The organism is Streptomyces coeruleoprunus (genome assembly GCF_039542925.1).
GTDB classification, from domain to species: domain Bacteria; phylum Actinomycetota; class Actinomycetes; order Streptomycetales; family Streptomycetaceae; genus Streptomyces; species Streptomyces coeruleoprunus.
On the sequence record NZ_BAABIT010000001.1, the window covers coordinates 4397762 to 4411940 of the forward strand.

Consider the following 14179-nt stretch of genomic DNA (forward strand, 5'->3'; position numbering starts at 1 on the left):
ATGGTCGCCTCCACGGCTTTCGCACAGGTGTGGGAAAAGCCGTGGCTCTCGGAGTCCGGGGCGCGTGATGACGGCATCGGCGCCCTGCGGCCACGCCTATTGGTCACCGCCGGGCAAACGCTGAGGGACTGGTCCGCCGATCCCCGGATTACCGCAATGCTGCCCGGAATTCAGGCGCCGGCCGGGCCGCCGGACAATCGCCGCATCGTCGCCCGCGCATTCCGGAGCCTGCCGGCCGACGCGCAGGTCCTGCTGTGGCACCGGGAGGTCGAGGCGGAGGGCCTTTCCATACCGGCGGCGCTCCTCGCCATAGACCCGCGCGGCGCGGCCGAGCGGCTGGCGGAGGCCCGCGAACTGTTCCGCGAACGCTGCGCGAGCGTCCACCAGGAGCTCGCCCCGGACCGGGAGTGCCGCCACTTCGGCCGGCTCCTCGACATCTCGCTGCGCCGGACCGGGCCCCTCATCCCCGACATCCAGCGCCACTTGGCGCAGTGCCCCTACTGCCGCGCCGCCGCCGACCAGTTGCGGCAGTCGGACGGCCGGTTGCCGCTCCTGCTCGCCGAGGCGGTGCTCGGCGGAGGCGCGGCCCGCTACCTGGAGTCGCGCCCCGCACGGGCCCGCGCGTACGGGCGGCAGGGTGGGGGGCCGGGGGAGGGGCGCCGGGCCGGCCGGCACTCCAGGGCCGTGCGCCGCCGCGCTGAGGCGTCGCCGGGCGGTGCCGCGCTCCTGAGGGCCGGGGCGGCCGTGCGGGCCGGTGCCGCGTCGCTGCGCCGGAGGGCGCCCTTACGGAACGGGGCCGTGCTGGCGGGAGTCGGCGCCGCCGTGGGCGGCGTCCTCGTCGTGGCCCTGGTCGCAGGGCTGTGGCCCGAGGGCGGTACGGGCGACGGTGCGGCCGGCACCGGGGGTGCGGCCGGCGGGGCGGTGACCGGCGGTGCGCCCGGCCCCGGCGCCATGAGCCCGTCCGGCGCGGGCACCACCGGTCCGGGCACGGGGGCCGGCCACGGCGAGGGCGGGGTCCAGGGCGCCGGCCCCGGCGTGCCGCAGCCGCCGGCCCCGGCCGGGCACCCCGCCGGCCCGCTCCACACCAGGCTGCGCAACGCGGAGGCCGGGCTGTGCCTGGACATCCGCGACGGCAGGGCGCTGACCGGGGCGGAGCTGACCCTCGCGGTGTGCTCCGGCGAACGCACCCAGCAGTGGACGTACGACCCCGACGGCCTGCTGCGCAGCGGTGCCGCCCCGCAGCTCTGCCCGGACGCGCAGCGGCTCGACGGCACGGTCGTCCTCGCGGTGTGCGGGGCGGGCGGGCGCTACGACCTGACCGTCCAGGGCACGGTGATCCCCCGCTGGAACGAGGACCTGGCGCTCGCGCCCGTCTCGCCCACCGCCGGAACGGGCCTGGTGGTCAAGGTCCGCGACGACTCGCACGCCCAGCGCTGGCTCACCGACGCCCCGACGGCCGCGCCCCGGGCCCAGTGGCCGGCCGGCACCGCGTCGGCGCCCGCCCGCGAGGTCGGGTCCGGACCCTCCGCACGAACCGGACAGCCCGGCACGGGGCCGGCGCCCGCCGGTACGGGCAGCACCCGCCCGCCCGCCTCCGTGTACCGCGCCGACGGCGGCGCCCCGGAGGCGGCCCGCCGCGAGGCGGTGGACACCGAGGCGGCGGGCCTTCCGCGGCTCGCCGCCGCCCCGGCCCCCGGACCGCTCACGCTCACGCCAGTGCGGGCGGAGTCCAGGCGGCATGCCGGAGCGTCGTGCGGATCGTCAGCCGGGAAGGGGCCAGGCGCATCAGCGCGTTGCGGGCCGCCACCGCCAGGGGACCGCTGAGCTGCTGCCCCATGCGCCCGGCCCGGCGCGCGGCCACTGCCACCGCCTGGGTGCGGGGGCGGCGCTCCGCGTCGTACCGGACGAGCCCCGTCCGTACGTCGGGCGCGGCCGCCACCGCCGCGGCCAGCGTGACCGCGTCCTCCAGGGCCTGGCAGGCGCCCTGCCCCAGGAACGGCGTCATGGCGTGGGCGGCGTCACCGAGCAGGGCGACCCGCCCCACCGCGTACGTGGGCAGGGGCGTGGCCAGTTCGTACACGTCGTGGTGGAGCACCGCCTCCGGTGCGGTCGCGGCGAGGAGCGCGGGGATCGGCTCGTGCCACCGGGCGAACCGGCGGCGCACGGCGGCGAGCGGGTCCTCGTGCCGTAGGCCGGGCGGGGCGTTGACCACCGCGTGCCACTCGGCCCGCCCGTCGGCGAGCAGCATGTGGCCGAACTCGGTGCCCGGCCCCCAGGTCAGCTGGAAGTCGCCGGTGACGGGCACCGGGTGGGCGGTGATGGCCCGCAGCACCGTCGACCCGCTGTAGGACGGGCCCGGAGCATCGGGCAGCAGCCGGGTGCGCAAGGGGCTGTTGATGCCGTCGGCCGCGACGACGAGACCGGCCTCGTACATCCCGGCCGTCGTGTGCACGCGCGCGTGCGGGGCGTCGGCGGGGTCCTCGACCGAGGTGACCTCGACGCCGGCGAGGAGGGCCCCGTCCGGCAGCGCGGTGCGCAGCAGCCGGTGCAGCGCGGCACGCGGGATGCCGACGAGCGGGGCGCCCAGGGCGCGTTCGACGGCGTGGCCGTCCATGCGGGCGAGCAGCCGCCCGCCCGGGGTGCGGGTGCCGCCGGAGAGCTGGCGGCGCGAGGCCGTGCGCAGGGCGGGGCCCACGCCGAGCGCGTCCAGGGCGCGGACGCCGTTGGCGGCGAGCGAGATGCCGGCGCCCGCGTCGGCGAGGGCGGCGGGCGCCCGCTCGACGACCGTGACGCGCCAGCCGGTTCTGCACAGTCCCAGGGCGGCCGCCAGACCGCCGATGCCGCCACCGACCACCACGGCTGTTCCAGGCTGCATGCCCAGCCTCCTTCTGCGGATGTAGAAGGAGGCTACTCCCCGCTCTCTACAGGTGTAGAAGCAGGTGGGGGGACGGGGTAGAAAGGACGGATGACCGGAGACCGCCGTACCGTCCTCGCCGACGCCGCCATCGACGTGCTCGCCGACGGCGGGATGCGGGCGCTCACGCACCGCGCCGTGGACGCCGCGGCCGGCCTGCCCGCGGGCACCACGTCCGCGTACTTCCGCACCCGCGAGGCGCTGCTGACCGCCCTCGTGAAGCGGCTCGTCGAACGGGACCAGGCGGAACTCGCCGCCGCGGCCGCGGCGGCGCCCCTGCCCCGGGACCCGGACGAACTGGCGGCCGCCCTGACCGCGTTCTGCGCGCGGCGGCTGCGCGGTGAGGGGCGCCGGCGGTCGCTGGCCCGGTACGCCTGCGCCGTGGAGAGCGTGCACCGTCCGGAGCTGCGGGAGGTGCTGACGCCCCGCGAGAACGCGGCGCGCGATGCCGTACGGAACCTCATCGCCGCGCACGGGGCAGCCGACGCGGAGGAGCGGACGGTGACGTTGCTGGCCTGCGTGGACGGGCTGGTCTTCGACCGGCTGGTGGCGGGCGGCGACTCCGTGCCCGGCGACGCGGTGGCGCGGCTGGTGGCGGCGGCGCTGGCATGAGCGGTGCCCGGGCCCCGCAGGGAACCCGGGCACCGAGGAGTGCGGTCGCGTCCGCTTACGAGGACTGGGCCTGGTTGTAGACCGCCTGGGCCTCGTTGCCGAAGTACGGGCCGAACATGCGGTTCGGCAGGAAGGTGTAGCCGAAGCTGTTCACCGACACCTGGAGCCCGGTGCCCGCGGACTCGCTGAAGCCGGTGAACCACGGGCCGCCGCTGGAGCCGCCCGTCATGTTGCAGCCCAGGCTGTGGTCCTGGCTGAACAGGAAGTCCTTGGAGGAGTTCCCGCTGCAGTAGATCAGCTTCGAGCCGTCGTACGGCGAAGCGGCCGGGAAGCCGAAGGCGTACATCGCCTTGTTGTAGCCACCGTTGAACTGGATGCCCTGCGCGCCCGTCACGGCCGTGAGCTTCTGGCCGTTCAGCGGCGCCACGACGGCGGCGCCGACGTCGTAGTTGATGTCCTCGCTCGCCTGCCACTGCGGCGTGGTCAGGGTCTTGGACGCCGTCCACTGCCCGTACGGTGCCTTGCCGTTGTCGTACGCCGGGACGAAGACCCAGTTGGTGTGCCAGCTGCCCTGGTACTTCACGCAGTGCCCGGCCGTGATGACGGTCGACTGGTTCTGGCTGGTCACGGCGTTGCCGGAGCAGGAGGCGGTGCGGCCCTGGAAGGTGAAGAACACCCGGCCGGAGGTCTTCACGACCGCGCCGCCGCCGGTCCAGGCGCCGCCGGACTGCGGGAAGGCCATGGGCTGGACGGCGCCGGCCGTGGCCGCGCCGCCGGCGGCCGGGGTCGGCGCGATCGTGGTGGTCTTGCCGCCCGGCTTCGGCGCCTTGAGCTTCTGCACCTCGGCGGGGCGGACGAGCCGTTCGAAGGGGGTGGCGCCGCGCATCCGGTCGGCGGTCCAGAATCCGGCGGCGCTCTGCCGTTCGGCGCTCGGCACGGCGTGGGTGGCGGGGGCGTCGGGGGCGGGTGCCGCGCTCGCCGGGGTGGCGGCGGCCAGGGCGCCCGTGAGCAGGGTTCCGGCGGTCAGCAGGATGCCCGCTGAGGAGCGGTGGCGTGTCACGCATGTCTCCTTCTGCCGTGCCCGGGCCGCTGGCGGGCCCGGGCAGGAGGGTGGGGGGAACGAAGAGGTGCGGATCGCGGTACCGGATCGTGGTGTGTGAGGCAGCGTGCCACGTCACCCACGATTTGTCAGGGTCGCGTCAGTGATTTCGCGAAACAGCGGCTGTTCTCGTACGCGCGGTAGTAGCCGAACTTCGCGCACGGCTCGTATCCGCTCGACGTGTACAGACCGATCGCCTCGGGCTGCATGGTCCCGGTCTCCAGGACCATCCGCAGGCGGCCCGCCGCGCGGGCGTCCTCCTCCAGGAGGCCGAGGATCCGCCGGGCTATGCCGCGGCCCCGCGCCTCGGGTATCACGTACATGCGCTTCAGCTCCGCGTCGCCGTCCGTGTAGCCCTCCTCGTTCTCCTCCTGCGAGCGCCAGCCCCCGGTGGCGACGGGCCGGTCCCGCTCGTCGTACGCGATCAGGTAGAGGCCGTGCGGCGGCCGGAACATGGCGGGGTCGAGGTACGTCTCGTCGCCCTCGCCGTCGTACCGCTCGGCGTACTCGAGCTGGACCTGGTCGTTGAGCTTGACGGCGTCGGGGTGGTCGAACGGCACAGTGCGAATATTCATGCGGAGGATCGTACTTCTATGCGGTGACAGGGGTGCGGGGCGCGATGGGTTCTGTCGTATTGTGCCGGGATGCTCACCGTCACCACCGTCAATGTCAACGGCCTGCGCGCCGCCGCGAAGAAGGGCTTCGTCGAATGGCTGGCCGGAACGGCCGCCGACGCCGTCTGCCTCCAGGAGGTGCGCGCGGAGGAGTCCCAGCTCCCGGACGCCGTACGGGCCCCCGAGGGCTGGTTCACCGTGCACGCCCCGGCCGCCGCCAAGGGCCGCGCCGGTGTGGCGCTCTACACACGGCGTGAGCCGGACGCGGTCCGGGTCGGCTTCGGGTCGAGCGAGTTCGACGGCAGCGGCCGCTACCTGGAGGCCGACCTGCCGGGCGTGACGGTCGCGAGCCTCTACCTGCCGTCCGGCGAGGTCGGCACCGAGCGGCAGGACGAGAAGATCCGCTTCATGGACGCGTTCCTGCCGTACCTCAAGGAGCTGCGGGAGCGGGCGGCGGCCGACGGCCGCGAGGTCGTGGTCTGCGGCGACTGGAACATCGCCCACCAGGAGGCCGACCTCAAGAACTGGAAGGCCAACCGCAAGAGCGCCGGCTTCCTCCCCGAGGAGCGCGCCTGGCTCGGCCGTGTCCTCGGCGAGGCCGGCTACGTCGACGTCGTCCGCGCCCTCCACCCCGACCAGGCGGGCCCCTACTCCTGGTGGTCCTACCGCGGCCGCGCCTTCGACAACGACACGGGCTGGCGCATCGACTACCAGATCGCGACGCCCGGCCTCGCCGCGAAGGCGGTCAAGGCCTGGGTCGAGCGCGCGGCGACGCACGGCGAGCGCTGGAGCGACCACGCGCCCGTGACGGCGGTGTACGAGCTGTAGGCGCGGCGCCGCGGGCCCGGGCGGACCCGCGTGGCAGCGTGGGCGGGTGTCGTCGCTACTCGTCGCGTTGTTCGTGGTCCTGTCGGGGATCCGTGTCCCCGCGGTGCCGTTCGGCACGCCCGACGTGCTGGTGACGGAGCAGGCGTCCCGGCGGCTGGTGCTGTTCGACGGGCGGCGGCGCGACTGGGGGGCCGCCGACGTGAAGTGGGCGTTCTCGCCGCTCGGCGACGCGCGGTACGCCGATCTGGACCCCGCCCGCAGCTGGGTGCACCCGAACGAGGCGAAGGTGCGCCGGTGGCGCGGGAGGACGTATGTGCTGACCACCGCCTCGTACGGGTTCGCGGCGGTCGTCGAGTACCCCTCGGGCCGGCGGTACTGGGCGGACGCGCTGGCGCCGGGCACGATCCGGGTCAACCCGCACAGCGCCGAGCTGCTGCCGGACGGCCGCGTGGCGGTCGCGGGCAGTACGGGTGACGTGGTGCGGCTGCACGCGGCGCCGCCGCGCGCCGGGCACGTGGACTTCGCGCTGGAGGACGCGCACGGCCTGCACTGGGACGGGCGGCTGCGGGTGCTGTGGGCCCTGGGCGGCGAGCGCCTGGTCGCGCTGCGGGTGGGCGGCCCGGCGGGGCGGCCGGTCCTGGTGGAGGCCTTCGGCGTACGGCTGCCGGGGCGCGGCGGGCACGACCTCGCGCCCGTGGCGCGGAACCCGGACCGGCTGTGGGTGAGCACCGGCACCGCCGTGTACCAGTACGTGAAGAGCCGCCGTGCGTTCGTCCGGGAGTACCCGGGTGCGGCCCGCGTGAGCCGTCCGCGCGTCAAGGCCGTCGGCGACGACCTGTTGACCGGTCAGGTCCTCTCCACGGCTCCTGAACCGGGGCTCGCCGAGACGTGGTGGACGACGAGCGTCGCCGTGCACCGCCCGGCCGGGACGTACCGCCTGCCGGGCGGCGGCATCTACAAGGCCCGCTGGTGGCCGGTCGGGTCTAGCGCCGCCCGAGGGCCTTCGCGCGCGGGTACGCCCAGGCGGTGAGGGCGATGCCCGCGACGGTGAGTACCCCGTACGCGGCCAGCGCGGGAGCGAGACCGCCGGGCAGCCAGCCGAGCAGGCCTCGATGGTCGTGGTCGATGAGGAGCCGGACGAGGCCCTGGCCGAAGACGGCCATGAGGATCATGCCGAGGATCTGCACGACGTCGTACTTCACGGTCTGTCCTTTCGGGAGGGGGTTCGTTACGAACGTATCAATCAGAGTGGGGGATTTCTCCCTGAACAGGCGGCTGACTTGGGCTTACGTCACACTTTCTTGAGCGCTACCGTGAGACGTGTGCGTGACGAAAAGAAGGCCGTGTGCCTCATGTGCGGGAAGCCCACGAGCCGTCCGGAGCGGGGTCGTCCGCCCGTGTACTGCTCCCGCAGCTGCCAGGCCCGGGCGTACCGCAGGCGCAAGCAGCGGCTGCCCGCTCCGGGCGTCCCGGTCGAGCCCCCCGAGGCGCGCCCGACGGACGTGCGGGCTCGGCAGCGGCGGCGGATCGCCGAGGCGGTGTGGCGCATCGCCGCCGAACGGGGCCTGGACGCGGCGAGCATGCGGACGATCGCGGCCGAGGCGCGCGTGTCGCTCCGGGTGGTGCAGTACCACTTCGACAGCAAGCACGCGCTGATGGTCGAGGCGCTGCGGCTGCTGCACGAGGAGAACGAGCGGCTGGCCAGGGCCCGTATCCCGGTCGGCATGGCGGATCCGCGCGGGCTGCTGCGGTCGCTGCTGGACGAGTTCCTGCCGCTGGACGACCAGCGGGCCTTCGCCCTGCGGGTGTTCGCGGCGTACTACGCCCGGAGCCTGACCGATCCGGCGCTCGCGGCCGTGTTCCTCGCCGCCGAGCAGCCACTGGAACGGCTCGTCGCGGACATCATCGGGGCGGGCGAGGCGGCCGGGGGTGCGGCGCCGGGCCTCGACCGGAACCACGAGGCCGACCTGCTGGTGGCGGGCGCCACGGGGCTCGGCCTGGACGTGGTGCACGGGCGCCGGTCACTGGCGGAGGTGCGCGCGGTGCTGGACTACCACGTGGAGAGGATCCTGCCCGGCGCCTGAGCCGGTCCGTCAGCCGTCGGCCGACGGCCTCGCCGTGTCGCGGGTGCGGCGGTCCAGGGCCATCGACAGTTCCGCCTCCACCACGCTCTTGGCCAGGGGGCGCAGCCGGGCGACGTCCTCCTCGGCGGCGTGCTCGCGCAGCAGGTCCATGAAGAGCGCGGCCAGCGCGTCCGCGTGGTCGCGGACCCGGCGGGCGGCCCCCAGGACCGCCGCGAGCGGCACGCCCTCCCGTACCAGCGCGGCGGACACGTCGAGCAGGCGGCGGCTGACGTGGACGATCTCCTCGCCGTCCGTCGCCAGGTAGCCCAGCTCCAGGGCGGCGGCGAAGTTCTCGGGCGTGACCTGGTCGCCGAAGTGGTCGGCCAGCTGCTCCGGCGTGAGCCGTACGGGCTCCTCCTCCGTGGGCCCGCCCAGCCCCAGGACCTCGCCCACGTCCCGGCCGCTCTCGAACGCCCCGGCCAGGTCCGCGATGCCGTTCAGGGTGTGGCCCCGCTCCAGCAGCGCCGCGATCGTGCGCAGCCGGGCCAGGTGGCGCGGCCCGTACCAGGCGATGCGCCCCTCGCGGCGGGGCGGCGGGATCAGTCCGCGTTCGCGGTAGTAGCGCAGGGTGCGGGCCGGGATGCCGGCCGCCTCCGCCAGCTCCTCCATCCGGTATTCACGGTCCTCGCCCTCGTTCGTCACGTCCGCAACCCTATGTCGTACCGCCGGTAACTTTTCCGCGCGCGCCCCCTACCGCTGGGTAGGACCCTGCCCTACCCTCCCGGACAGTGCCAGTGATTGCTGGCAGGGTCTTGGGAGGTGGGCATGAGCCAGCACGAACACGAACACGTACGGGTGGCGGTGATCGGCTCCGGGTTCGGTGGTCTCGGGGCCGCCGTCCGGCTGCGCCGCGAGGGGATCACCGACTTCGTCGTCCTGGAACGGTCGGACGCCGTCGGCGGCACCTGGCGCGACAACAGCTACCCCGGCTGCGCCTGTGACGTCCCGTCGCACCTGTACTCCTTCTCCTTCGCGCCCAACCCCGACTGGCCCCGCGCCTTCTCCGGCCAGCCCCACATCCGCGCGTACCTGGAGCACGTCACCGACGTCTTCCGGCTCCGCCCCCACCTCCGCCTCGGCCACGAGGTGACGATGATGCGCTGGGACGGCGACGCCCTGCGCTGGGAGATCGAGACCTCGCGCGGGACGCTCAGCGCCGACGTCGTGGTCTCCGCGACCGGGCCGCTGTCCGACCCGAAGATCCCCGACATCCCCGGCCTCGACGGGTTCCGCGAGGCGGGCGGCAAGGTCTTCCACTCCGCCCGCTGGGACCACGACTACGACCTGACCGGCAAGCGCGTCGCCATGGTGGGCACCGGCGCCTCCGCGATCCAGATCGTGCCGTCCGTCCAGCCCCGCGTCGGCCGGCTCACCCTCTTCCAGCGCACCCCCGCCTGGGTGATGCCGCGCATGGACCGCGCCATCACCGGCGCCGAGCGGTGGCTGCACCGGCAGCTGCCGTTCACCGCCAAGGCCCGCCGCGGCATCCTGTGGGGCATCCGCGAACTCCAGGTCGGCGCCTTCACCAAGCGGCCCGCGCAGATGGGCCTCGTCGAGTCGCTGGCCAAGGCCAACATCGCCCGCGCGATCAAGGACCCGGCGCTGCGGGCCAGGCTGACCCCGTCGTACCGCATCGGCTGCAAGCGGATCCTGCTGTCCAACGACTACTACCCGGCCCTCGCCCGCCCGAATGTCGACGTCGTCGCCTCCGGCCTCGCCGAGGTACGCGGCCGGACCGCCGTCGCCGCCGACGGCAGCGAGGCCGAGGTCGACGCGATCGTCTTCGGCACGGGCTTCCACGTCACGGACATGCCCATCGCCGAGCGGGTCGTCGGCGCGGACGGCATCACGCTCGCCGAGGCGTGGAAGGACGGCATGGAGTCGCTGCGCGGCGCCACCGCCGCCGGGTTCCCCAACTGGATGACCATCATCGGCCCCAACACCGGCCTCGGGAACTCCTCGATGATCCTCATGATCGAGTCCCAGCTGAACTACATGGCCGACTACCTGCGCCAGCTGAACGTCCTCGGCGGGCGCACCGCCCTCACCCCGCGGCCGGACGCGGTCGCCGCCTGGAACCGGCTCGTCCAGGACCGGATGGAGCGCACGGTGTGGAAGTCGGGCGGCTGCGACAGCTGGTACCTCGACGCCAACGGCCGCAACACCACGCTCTGGCCGGGCACCACGGGCGAGTTCCGGCGCGCCACACGGACGGTGGACCTCGCCGAGTACGACGTCGTGCGCGTACCGGAGAAGCACCCGGCCGCCGGCGAGAAGCCGAAGCGCGCCTCCCGCACCGCGAAGAAGGAGGCCGCGGCATGAGCCTCATACCGGCCCCCGCCCCCGCGCGGACCCTGACCGCCGTCTCCGTCGACGGCTCGACCCTGCACGTCGAGGTGTACGGCCCCGAGGGCGCTCCCGCCGTCGTCCTCGCCCACGGCTGGACCTGTTCCACCGCCTTCTGGGCCGCCCAGGTACGGGAGCTGTCCGCCGACCACCGGGTCGTCGTCTACGACCAGCGCGGCCACGGCCGCACCCCCGCCGTCGACCGCTCGGGCTACTCGACCCGGGCCCTCGCCGACGACCTGGAGGCCGTGCTCGCCGCCACCCTCGCCCCCGGCGAGCGGGCCGTGCTGGCCGGCCACTCCATGGGCGGCATGACCCTGATGGCCGCCGCCGGCCGCCCCGCCCTGCGCGACCACGCCGCCGCGGTCCTGCTGTGCAGCACCGGCGCGTCCCGGCTGGTGGCCGAGTCGCTCGTCGTGCCGATGCGCCCCGGGCGCGTCCGCACCCGGCTCACGCGGCTGATCCTGGGCGCCCGCGCCCCGCTCGGTCCGGTCACGCCGGTGTCCAAGGCGATCCTCAAGTACGCGACCATGGGCCCCGGTTCGGCGCCCGACCGGGTCACCGTGTGCGCCCGGATCGTGCACGCCTGTCCGCGTGCCGTGCGGGTCGCCTGGTCGCACGTGCTCGCCGAGCTCGACCTGGAGGCGGGCGTACGGGAGCTGCGCGTGCCGACCGCCGTGATCGCCGGAACCGCCGACCGGCTCACCCCGCCCGTCCACGCCCGCGCCCTCGCCGCCGCCCTGCCCCTCTGCGTGGGCCTCGACGAACTCGCCGGCATCGGCCACATGACGCCCGTCGAGGCGCCGGAGGTGGTCACGGCCCGGATCCGAGAGCTGGCCGCCACGTACGTCAGCGGCGAACGCGACCGCACCACCGAGCAGACGGAGGAAGCCGTATGAGCAGGGTCAGCCTGGAGGGACAGGTCGCCGTCGTCACCGGCGGCGCACGGGGCGTCGGCGAACTGCTCGCCCGCAAACTGTCCGCGCGCGGCGCCAAGATCGCCCTGGTCGGCCTCGAACCCGAGGAGCTGAAGCGGGTGTCGGGCCGGCTCCACACCGAGAGCGACTGGTGGCACGCCGATGTCACCGACCACGAGACCATGGCCCGTGTCGCGCACGAGGTGAAGGAACGCTTCGGCAAGGTCGACGTCGTCGTCGCCAACGCGGGCGTCGCGGCCGGCGGGCCCTTCGCCGACTCCGACCCCGTGGCCTGGCGGCGGGTCATCGAGGTCAACCTGATCGGCGGCGCGGTCACCGGCCGGGCCTTCCTGCCCGTCCTGCTCGAGAGCCGCGGCTACTTCCTCCAGATCGCCTCCCTCGCGGCGATCACCCCGGCGCCCATGATGACCGCGTACTGCGCCTCCAAGTCCGGTGTCGAGGCCTTCGCGCACAGCCTGCGCGCCGAGGTCGCCCACCGGGGCGTGCGCGTCGGCGTCGGCTACCTCTCCTGGACGGACACCGACATGGTGCGCGGCGCCGACCAGGACGACGTGATGCGGGAGTTGAGGCAGCGGCTGCCCTGGCCGTCGAACCGCACGTACCCCCTCGGACCGGCCGTCGACCGGATCGTCGCGGGCATCGAACGGCGCGCGCCCCATGTGTACGCCCAGTGGTGGCTGCGGGGCATGCAGTCCGTACGCGGCTACCTGCCGGGCCTCATCGCCACGGTGGGGCAGCGGGAGGTGCGGCGCTTCGAGCCCCGGCTGGCGGGCGTGAGCAAGGGCCTCGTCGGCGCGGGCGGGGCGGCCGACGAGCGCGCCCGTGCGGAGCGTGACTGAAAGCGCCCGAATGGTCACTCTGTGATCGAAGTGCGTGCTATGTCGGCTCGTGCCAGGCTGGTCGAGGCCGGGGTCGGAGATGGCCCCGCATCCCCCCACCCTCTAGGAGTGAGACCCGTATGGGCATCCAGGACCAGTTCAACGAGAAGGCCGAACAGCTCAAGCAGCAGGGCAAGCAGGGCGCCCAGCGCATGAAGGACGAGGCGCAGCAGCGCACCCAGCGCAAGGGCAAGCAGCAGCAGCCGCAGCGCAATCGGCCCATGGGACGCGACATGGACGACACCATGCGCGACGCGCAGGACCGGATGAACCGGGACTACGACGCCTGACGCGGGTTCCCGCGCAGCCCGGGGCGGGCACGCCTGACGGCGGCCCGCCCCGGGGGCGTTGCCGTCCCGGCCTCACCGCTCCGCCAGGAGGCGCCCGGCCCGCCGGACGGCTTCGGCGCGGGTCGCCCGGTTGGCGTTCACCTGTGCGGCGCGCTCCCGGGTGAGACGCGCGCGGTACGTACGGTCGAGCTGTTGGAGGACCGTCGTCAGCCGGCTCGTGACGCGGCACTCCGCGTCGGCGACGGCGATGGCGGTCTCCGTCGCGGTGGGCCGGTCGCCCTTCCGGGTCTTCCACGCGGCGGAGCGCGCGGCGCCCGGGTCGTCGAAGGGCCGGTCGCGGTCCTTCATGCAGCGCTTCCAGGCGCCGAGCGCCTTGTCCCGTGCGGGGTCGGCGGCCATCCGGTTCAGCACGGCCCGGTCGAGGTTGTTCTCGATGTAGTCGTTGCGCAGGTACGCCGCTAGGTCACCGCCGTAGAGCGCGCGGCGCACGTCGGCGGTGCAGCCGTCGGGGTTCGTCGTGATGCTCTCGCCGTCGGGCAGCGCGATGCGCGTCTCCTTCGCCCGGTCGCCGAAGAGCGCCTTCTCGTAGGCGGCCCGCAGCTTCGGCGAGAGGCCCTTCGCATAGGCCCTGTTGGGATCCTCCGCGACGAACCGCGAGGTGCTGCCGTCGGTGTGGGGGACCGGGCCGTAGCCACGCGTGCGGGCGTCAGCCGGGTCGACGGCTCCGAAGTCGACGGGCGGGGCGCCCGCCAGGGCCGCCTCGGGCGGGGTGCGCACGACGTACGCGAAGCCCTGGCGGGCCATGCAGCGGCTCACCAAGTGGCCCTCCGCCAGGAAGAGATACCGCTCGGCGTCCCGGGTGAGCGTCCCGTCGGCCTCCTGGACACGGGAGGGCGCGGCGGGCACCGGGTCGGACGTCGGCGTCGCGGGAGCGGCCGGCGTGGAGGGGGAGGCGCCGCAGCCGGTGAGCAGCAGCAGGCCGAGCCCGAGCGGCACGGCGAAGGGGGCGCGGGAGGGAGGGACCGGCATGGTGGTGGTGGGCTTTCTGTGGTCGGGGCGAGCCGTTCCGGGCACGGGCCCGTGCCCGGAACGGCGGCGAGGTGTCCCTGTGGGGGCTCGGGTCAGCAGTTGCCCCAGCTGTTGGAGCTGCCCTTGTAGGCGCGGTAGGCGTCCTTCGCGGACGAGGTGCCGGCGCTGATGACCTTCACGCCGCCGCCCCAGCCCCAGACCATGCTGTACTCGTCGCCCCAGACACAGGCGTTGAGACCGGACGTTCCCGCGTTGGCCCAGGAGGCGTCCTTGTTGTTGATGAAGTAACCCGCCCAGGACTTGTTGGTGTCCTTGAAGACCGCCTTGCGGCCTTCGTAGGAGGTCTGGTCCCAGACGCACAGGTAACCGGCCGCGCAGACCGCGTCGGCGGCCTGCGCGGGGGCGGCCGGGCCGGCCAGCGGCAGCAGCGCGGCGGCACCCGCGGCGGCGGCGAGGGACAGAAGACGGCGTGAGCGACGCATGGGCGTACTCCTCAGGAAATAGAAGA

Annotated in this window: 16 protein-coding genes; 9 read left to right on the forward strand and 7 right to left on the reverse strand. The window is 74.4% G+C overall.

The features are described from left to right. Window positions 1-156 precede the first annotated feature (156 nt). The gene (locus ABEB09_RS19695; protein ID WP_345691238.1) at window positions 157-1824 is read left to right on the forward strand and encodes an RICIN domain-containing protein; all 1668 of its coding nucleotides are present in this window, start codon (window positions 157-159) and stop codon (window positions 1822-1824) included. On the opposite strand, the gene ABEB09_RS19700 is transcribed toward ABEB09_RS19695, so the two are convergent. Beyond that, window positions 1709-2875 carry an FAD-dependent monooxygenase gene (locus ABEB09_RS19700; RefSeq protein WP_345691239.1) on the reverse strand — a complete coding sequence of 389 codons (1167 nt, stop codon included), beginning with the start codon at window positions 2873-2875 and terminating at the stop codon, window positions 1709-1711. The genes ABEB09_RS19695 and ABEB09_RS19700 overlap by 116 nt on opposite strands. 90 nt (window positions 2876-2965) lie before the next feature. Here ABEB09_RS19700 and ABEB09_RS19705 point away from each other — a divergent pair, with 90 nt between their 5' ends. Further along, entirely contained in the window at window positions 2966-3526 is a 561-nt protein-coding gene (locus tag ABEB09_RS19705) for a TetR/AcrR family transcriptional regulator (RefSeq protein WP_345691240.1), read from the forward strand. A 55-nt stretch (window positions 3527-3581) separates the two neighbouring features. Here the strand turns inward: ABEB09_RS19705 and ABEB09_RS19710 are convergent, their stop codons facing one another. Continuing rightward, window positions 3582-4586 (reverse strand): trypsin-like serine peptidase, encoded by a 1005-nt coding sequence (locus ABEB09_RS19710; RefSeq protein WP_345691241.1) that lies wholly within the window; start codon window positions 4584-4586, stop codon window positions 3582-3584. A gap of 128 nt (window positions 4587-4714) precedes the next feature. Further along, window positions 4715-5200 carry a GNAT family N-acetyltransferase gene (locus ABEB09_RS19715; RefSeq protein WP_345691242.1) on the reverse strand — a complete coding sequence of 162 codons (486 nt, stop codon included), beginning with the start codon at window positions 5198-5200 and terminating at the stop codon, window positions 4715-4717. Between the two features lie 69 nt (window positions 5201-5269). On the opposite strand from ABEB09_RS19715, the gene ABEB09_RS19720 reads away from it, so the two are divergent. After that, window positions 5270-6067: an exodeoxyribonuclease III gene (locus ABEB09_RS19720; protein WP_345691243.1), complete on the forward strand. Its 798-nt coding sequence runs from the start codon at window positions 5270-5272 to the stop codon at window positions 6065-6067. Window positions 6068-6113: 46 nt separating this feature from the next. Continuing rightward, a complete protein-coding gene (locus ABEB09_RS19725) occupies window positions 6114-7097 on the forward strand; it encodes a DUF6528 family protein (protein WP_345691244.1) in 984 nt (327 codons plus the stop codon). Here the strand turns inward: ABEB09_RS19725 and ABEB09_RS19730 are convergent. Further along, entirely contained in the window at window positions 7051-7269 is a 219-nt protein-coding gene (locus ABEB09_RS19730) for a hypothetical protein (RefSeq protein WP_345691245.1), read from the reverse strand. The genes ABEB09_RS19725 and ABEB09_RS19730 overlap by 47 nt on opposite strands. A gap of 120 nt (window positions 7270-7389) precedes the next feature. Here ABEB09_RS19730 and ABEB09_RS19735 point away from each other — a divergent pair, with 120 nt between their 5' ends. Further along, window positions 7390-8151 carry a TetR/AcrR family transcriptional regulator gene (locus tag ABEB09_RS19735; RefSeq protein WP_345691246.1) on the forward strand — a complete coding sequence of 254 codons (762 nt, stop codon included), beginning with the start codon at window positions 7390-7392 and terminating at the stop codon, window positions 8149-8151. 9 nt (window positions 8152-8160) lie between these two features. Here the strand turns inward: ABEB09_RS19735 and ABEB09_RS19740 are convergent, their stop codons facing one another. Beyond that, complete coding sequence (locus ABEB09_RS19740; RefSeq protein ID WP_345694000.1) at window positions 8161-8799, reverse strand: MerR family transcriptional regulator; 639 nt, start codon at window positions 8797-8799, stop codon at window positions 8161-8163. 156 nt (window positions 8800-8955) lie between these two features. On the opposite strand from ABEB09_RS19740, the gene ABEB09_RS19745 reads away from it, so the two are divergent. The 4 genes from ABEB09_RS19745 to ABEB09_RS19760 all read left to right on the forward strand — a co-directional run bounded on the left by ABEB09_RS19745 (window position 8956) and on the right by ABEB09_RS19760 (window position 12642). Beyond that, window positions 8956-10512 (forward strand): flavin-containing monooxygenase, encoded by a 1557-nt coding sequence (locus tag ABEB09_RS19745; RefSeq protein ID WP_345691247.1) that lies wholly within the window; start codon window positions 8956-8958, stop codon window positions 10510-10512. Then, complete coding sequence (locus tag ABEB09_RS19750) at window positions 10509-11435, forward strand: alpha/beta fold hydrolase (protein WP_345691248.1); 927 nt, start codon at window positions 10509-10511, stop codon at window positions 11433-11435. The genes ABEB09_RS19745 and ABEB09_RS19750 overlap by 4 nt, the downstream gene beginning before the upstream one ends. After that, window positions 11432-12313 carry an SDR family oxidoreductase gene (locus ABEB09_RS19755; protein WP_345691249.1) on the forward strand — a complete coding sequence of 294 codons (882 nt, stop codon included), beginning with the start codon at window positions 11432-11434 and terminating at the stop codon, window positions 12311-12313. Before ABEB09_RS19750 ends, ABEB09_RS19755 begins: the two co-directional genes overlap by 4 nt. Before the next feature lie 119 nt (window positions 12314-12432). Further along, window positions 12433-12642 (forward strand): hypothetical protein, encoded by a 210-nt coding sequence (locus ABEB09_RS19760; protein WP_345691250.1) that lies wholly within the window; start codon window positions 12433-12435, stop codon window positions 12640-12642. A gap of 72 nt (window positions 12643-12714) precedes the next feature. On the opposite strand, the gene ABEB09_RS19765 is transcribed toward ABEB09_RS19760, so the two are convergent. Next, window positions 12715-13671, reverse strand: coding sequence for a hypothetical protein (locus ABEB09_RS19765; RefSeq protein WP_345691251.1), 957 nt, complete (start codon window positions 13669-13671; stop codon window positions 12715-12717). Window positions 13672-13763: 92 nt separating this feature from the next. Beyond that, window positions 13764-14153, reverse strand: a complete 390-nt coding sequence (locus tag ABEB09_RS19770; RefSeq protein WP_345691252.1) for a peptidase inhibitor family I36 protein — start codon at window positions 14151-14153, stop codon at window positions 13764-13766. Between the last annotated feature and the right edge of the window lie 26 nt (window positions 14154-14179).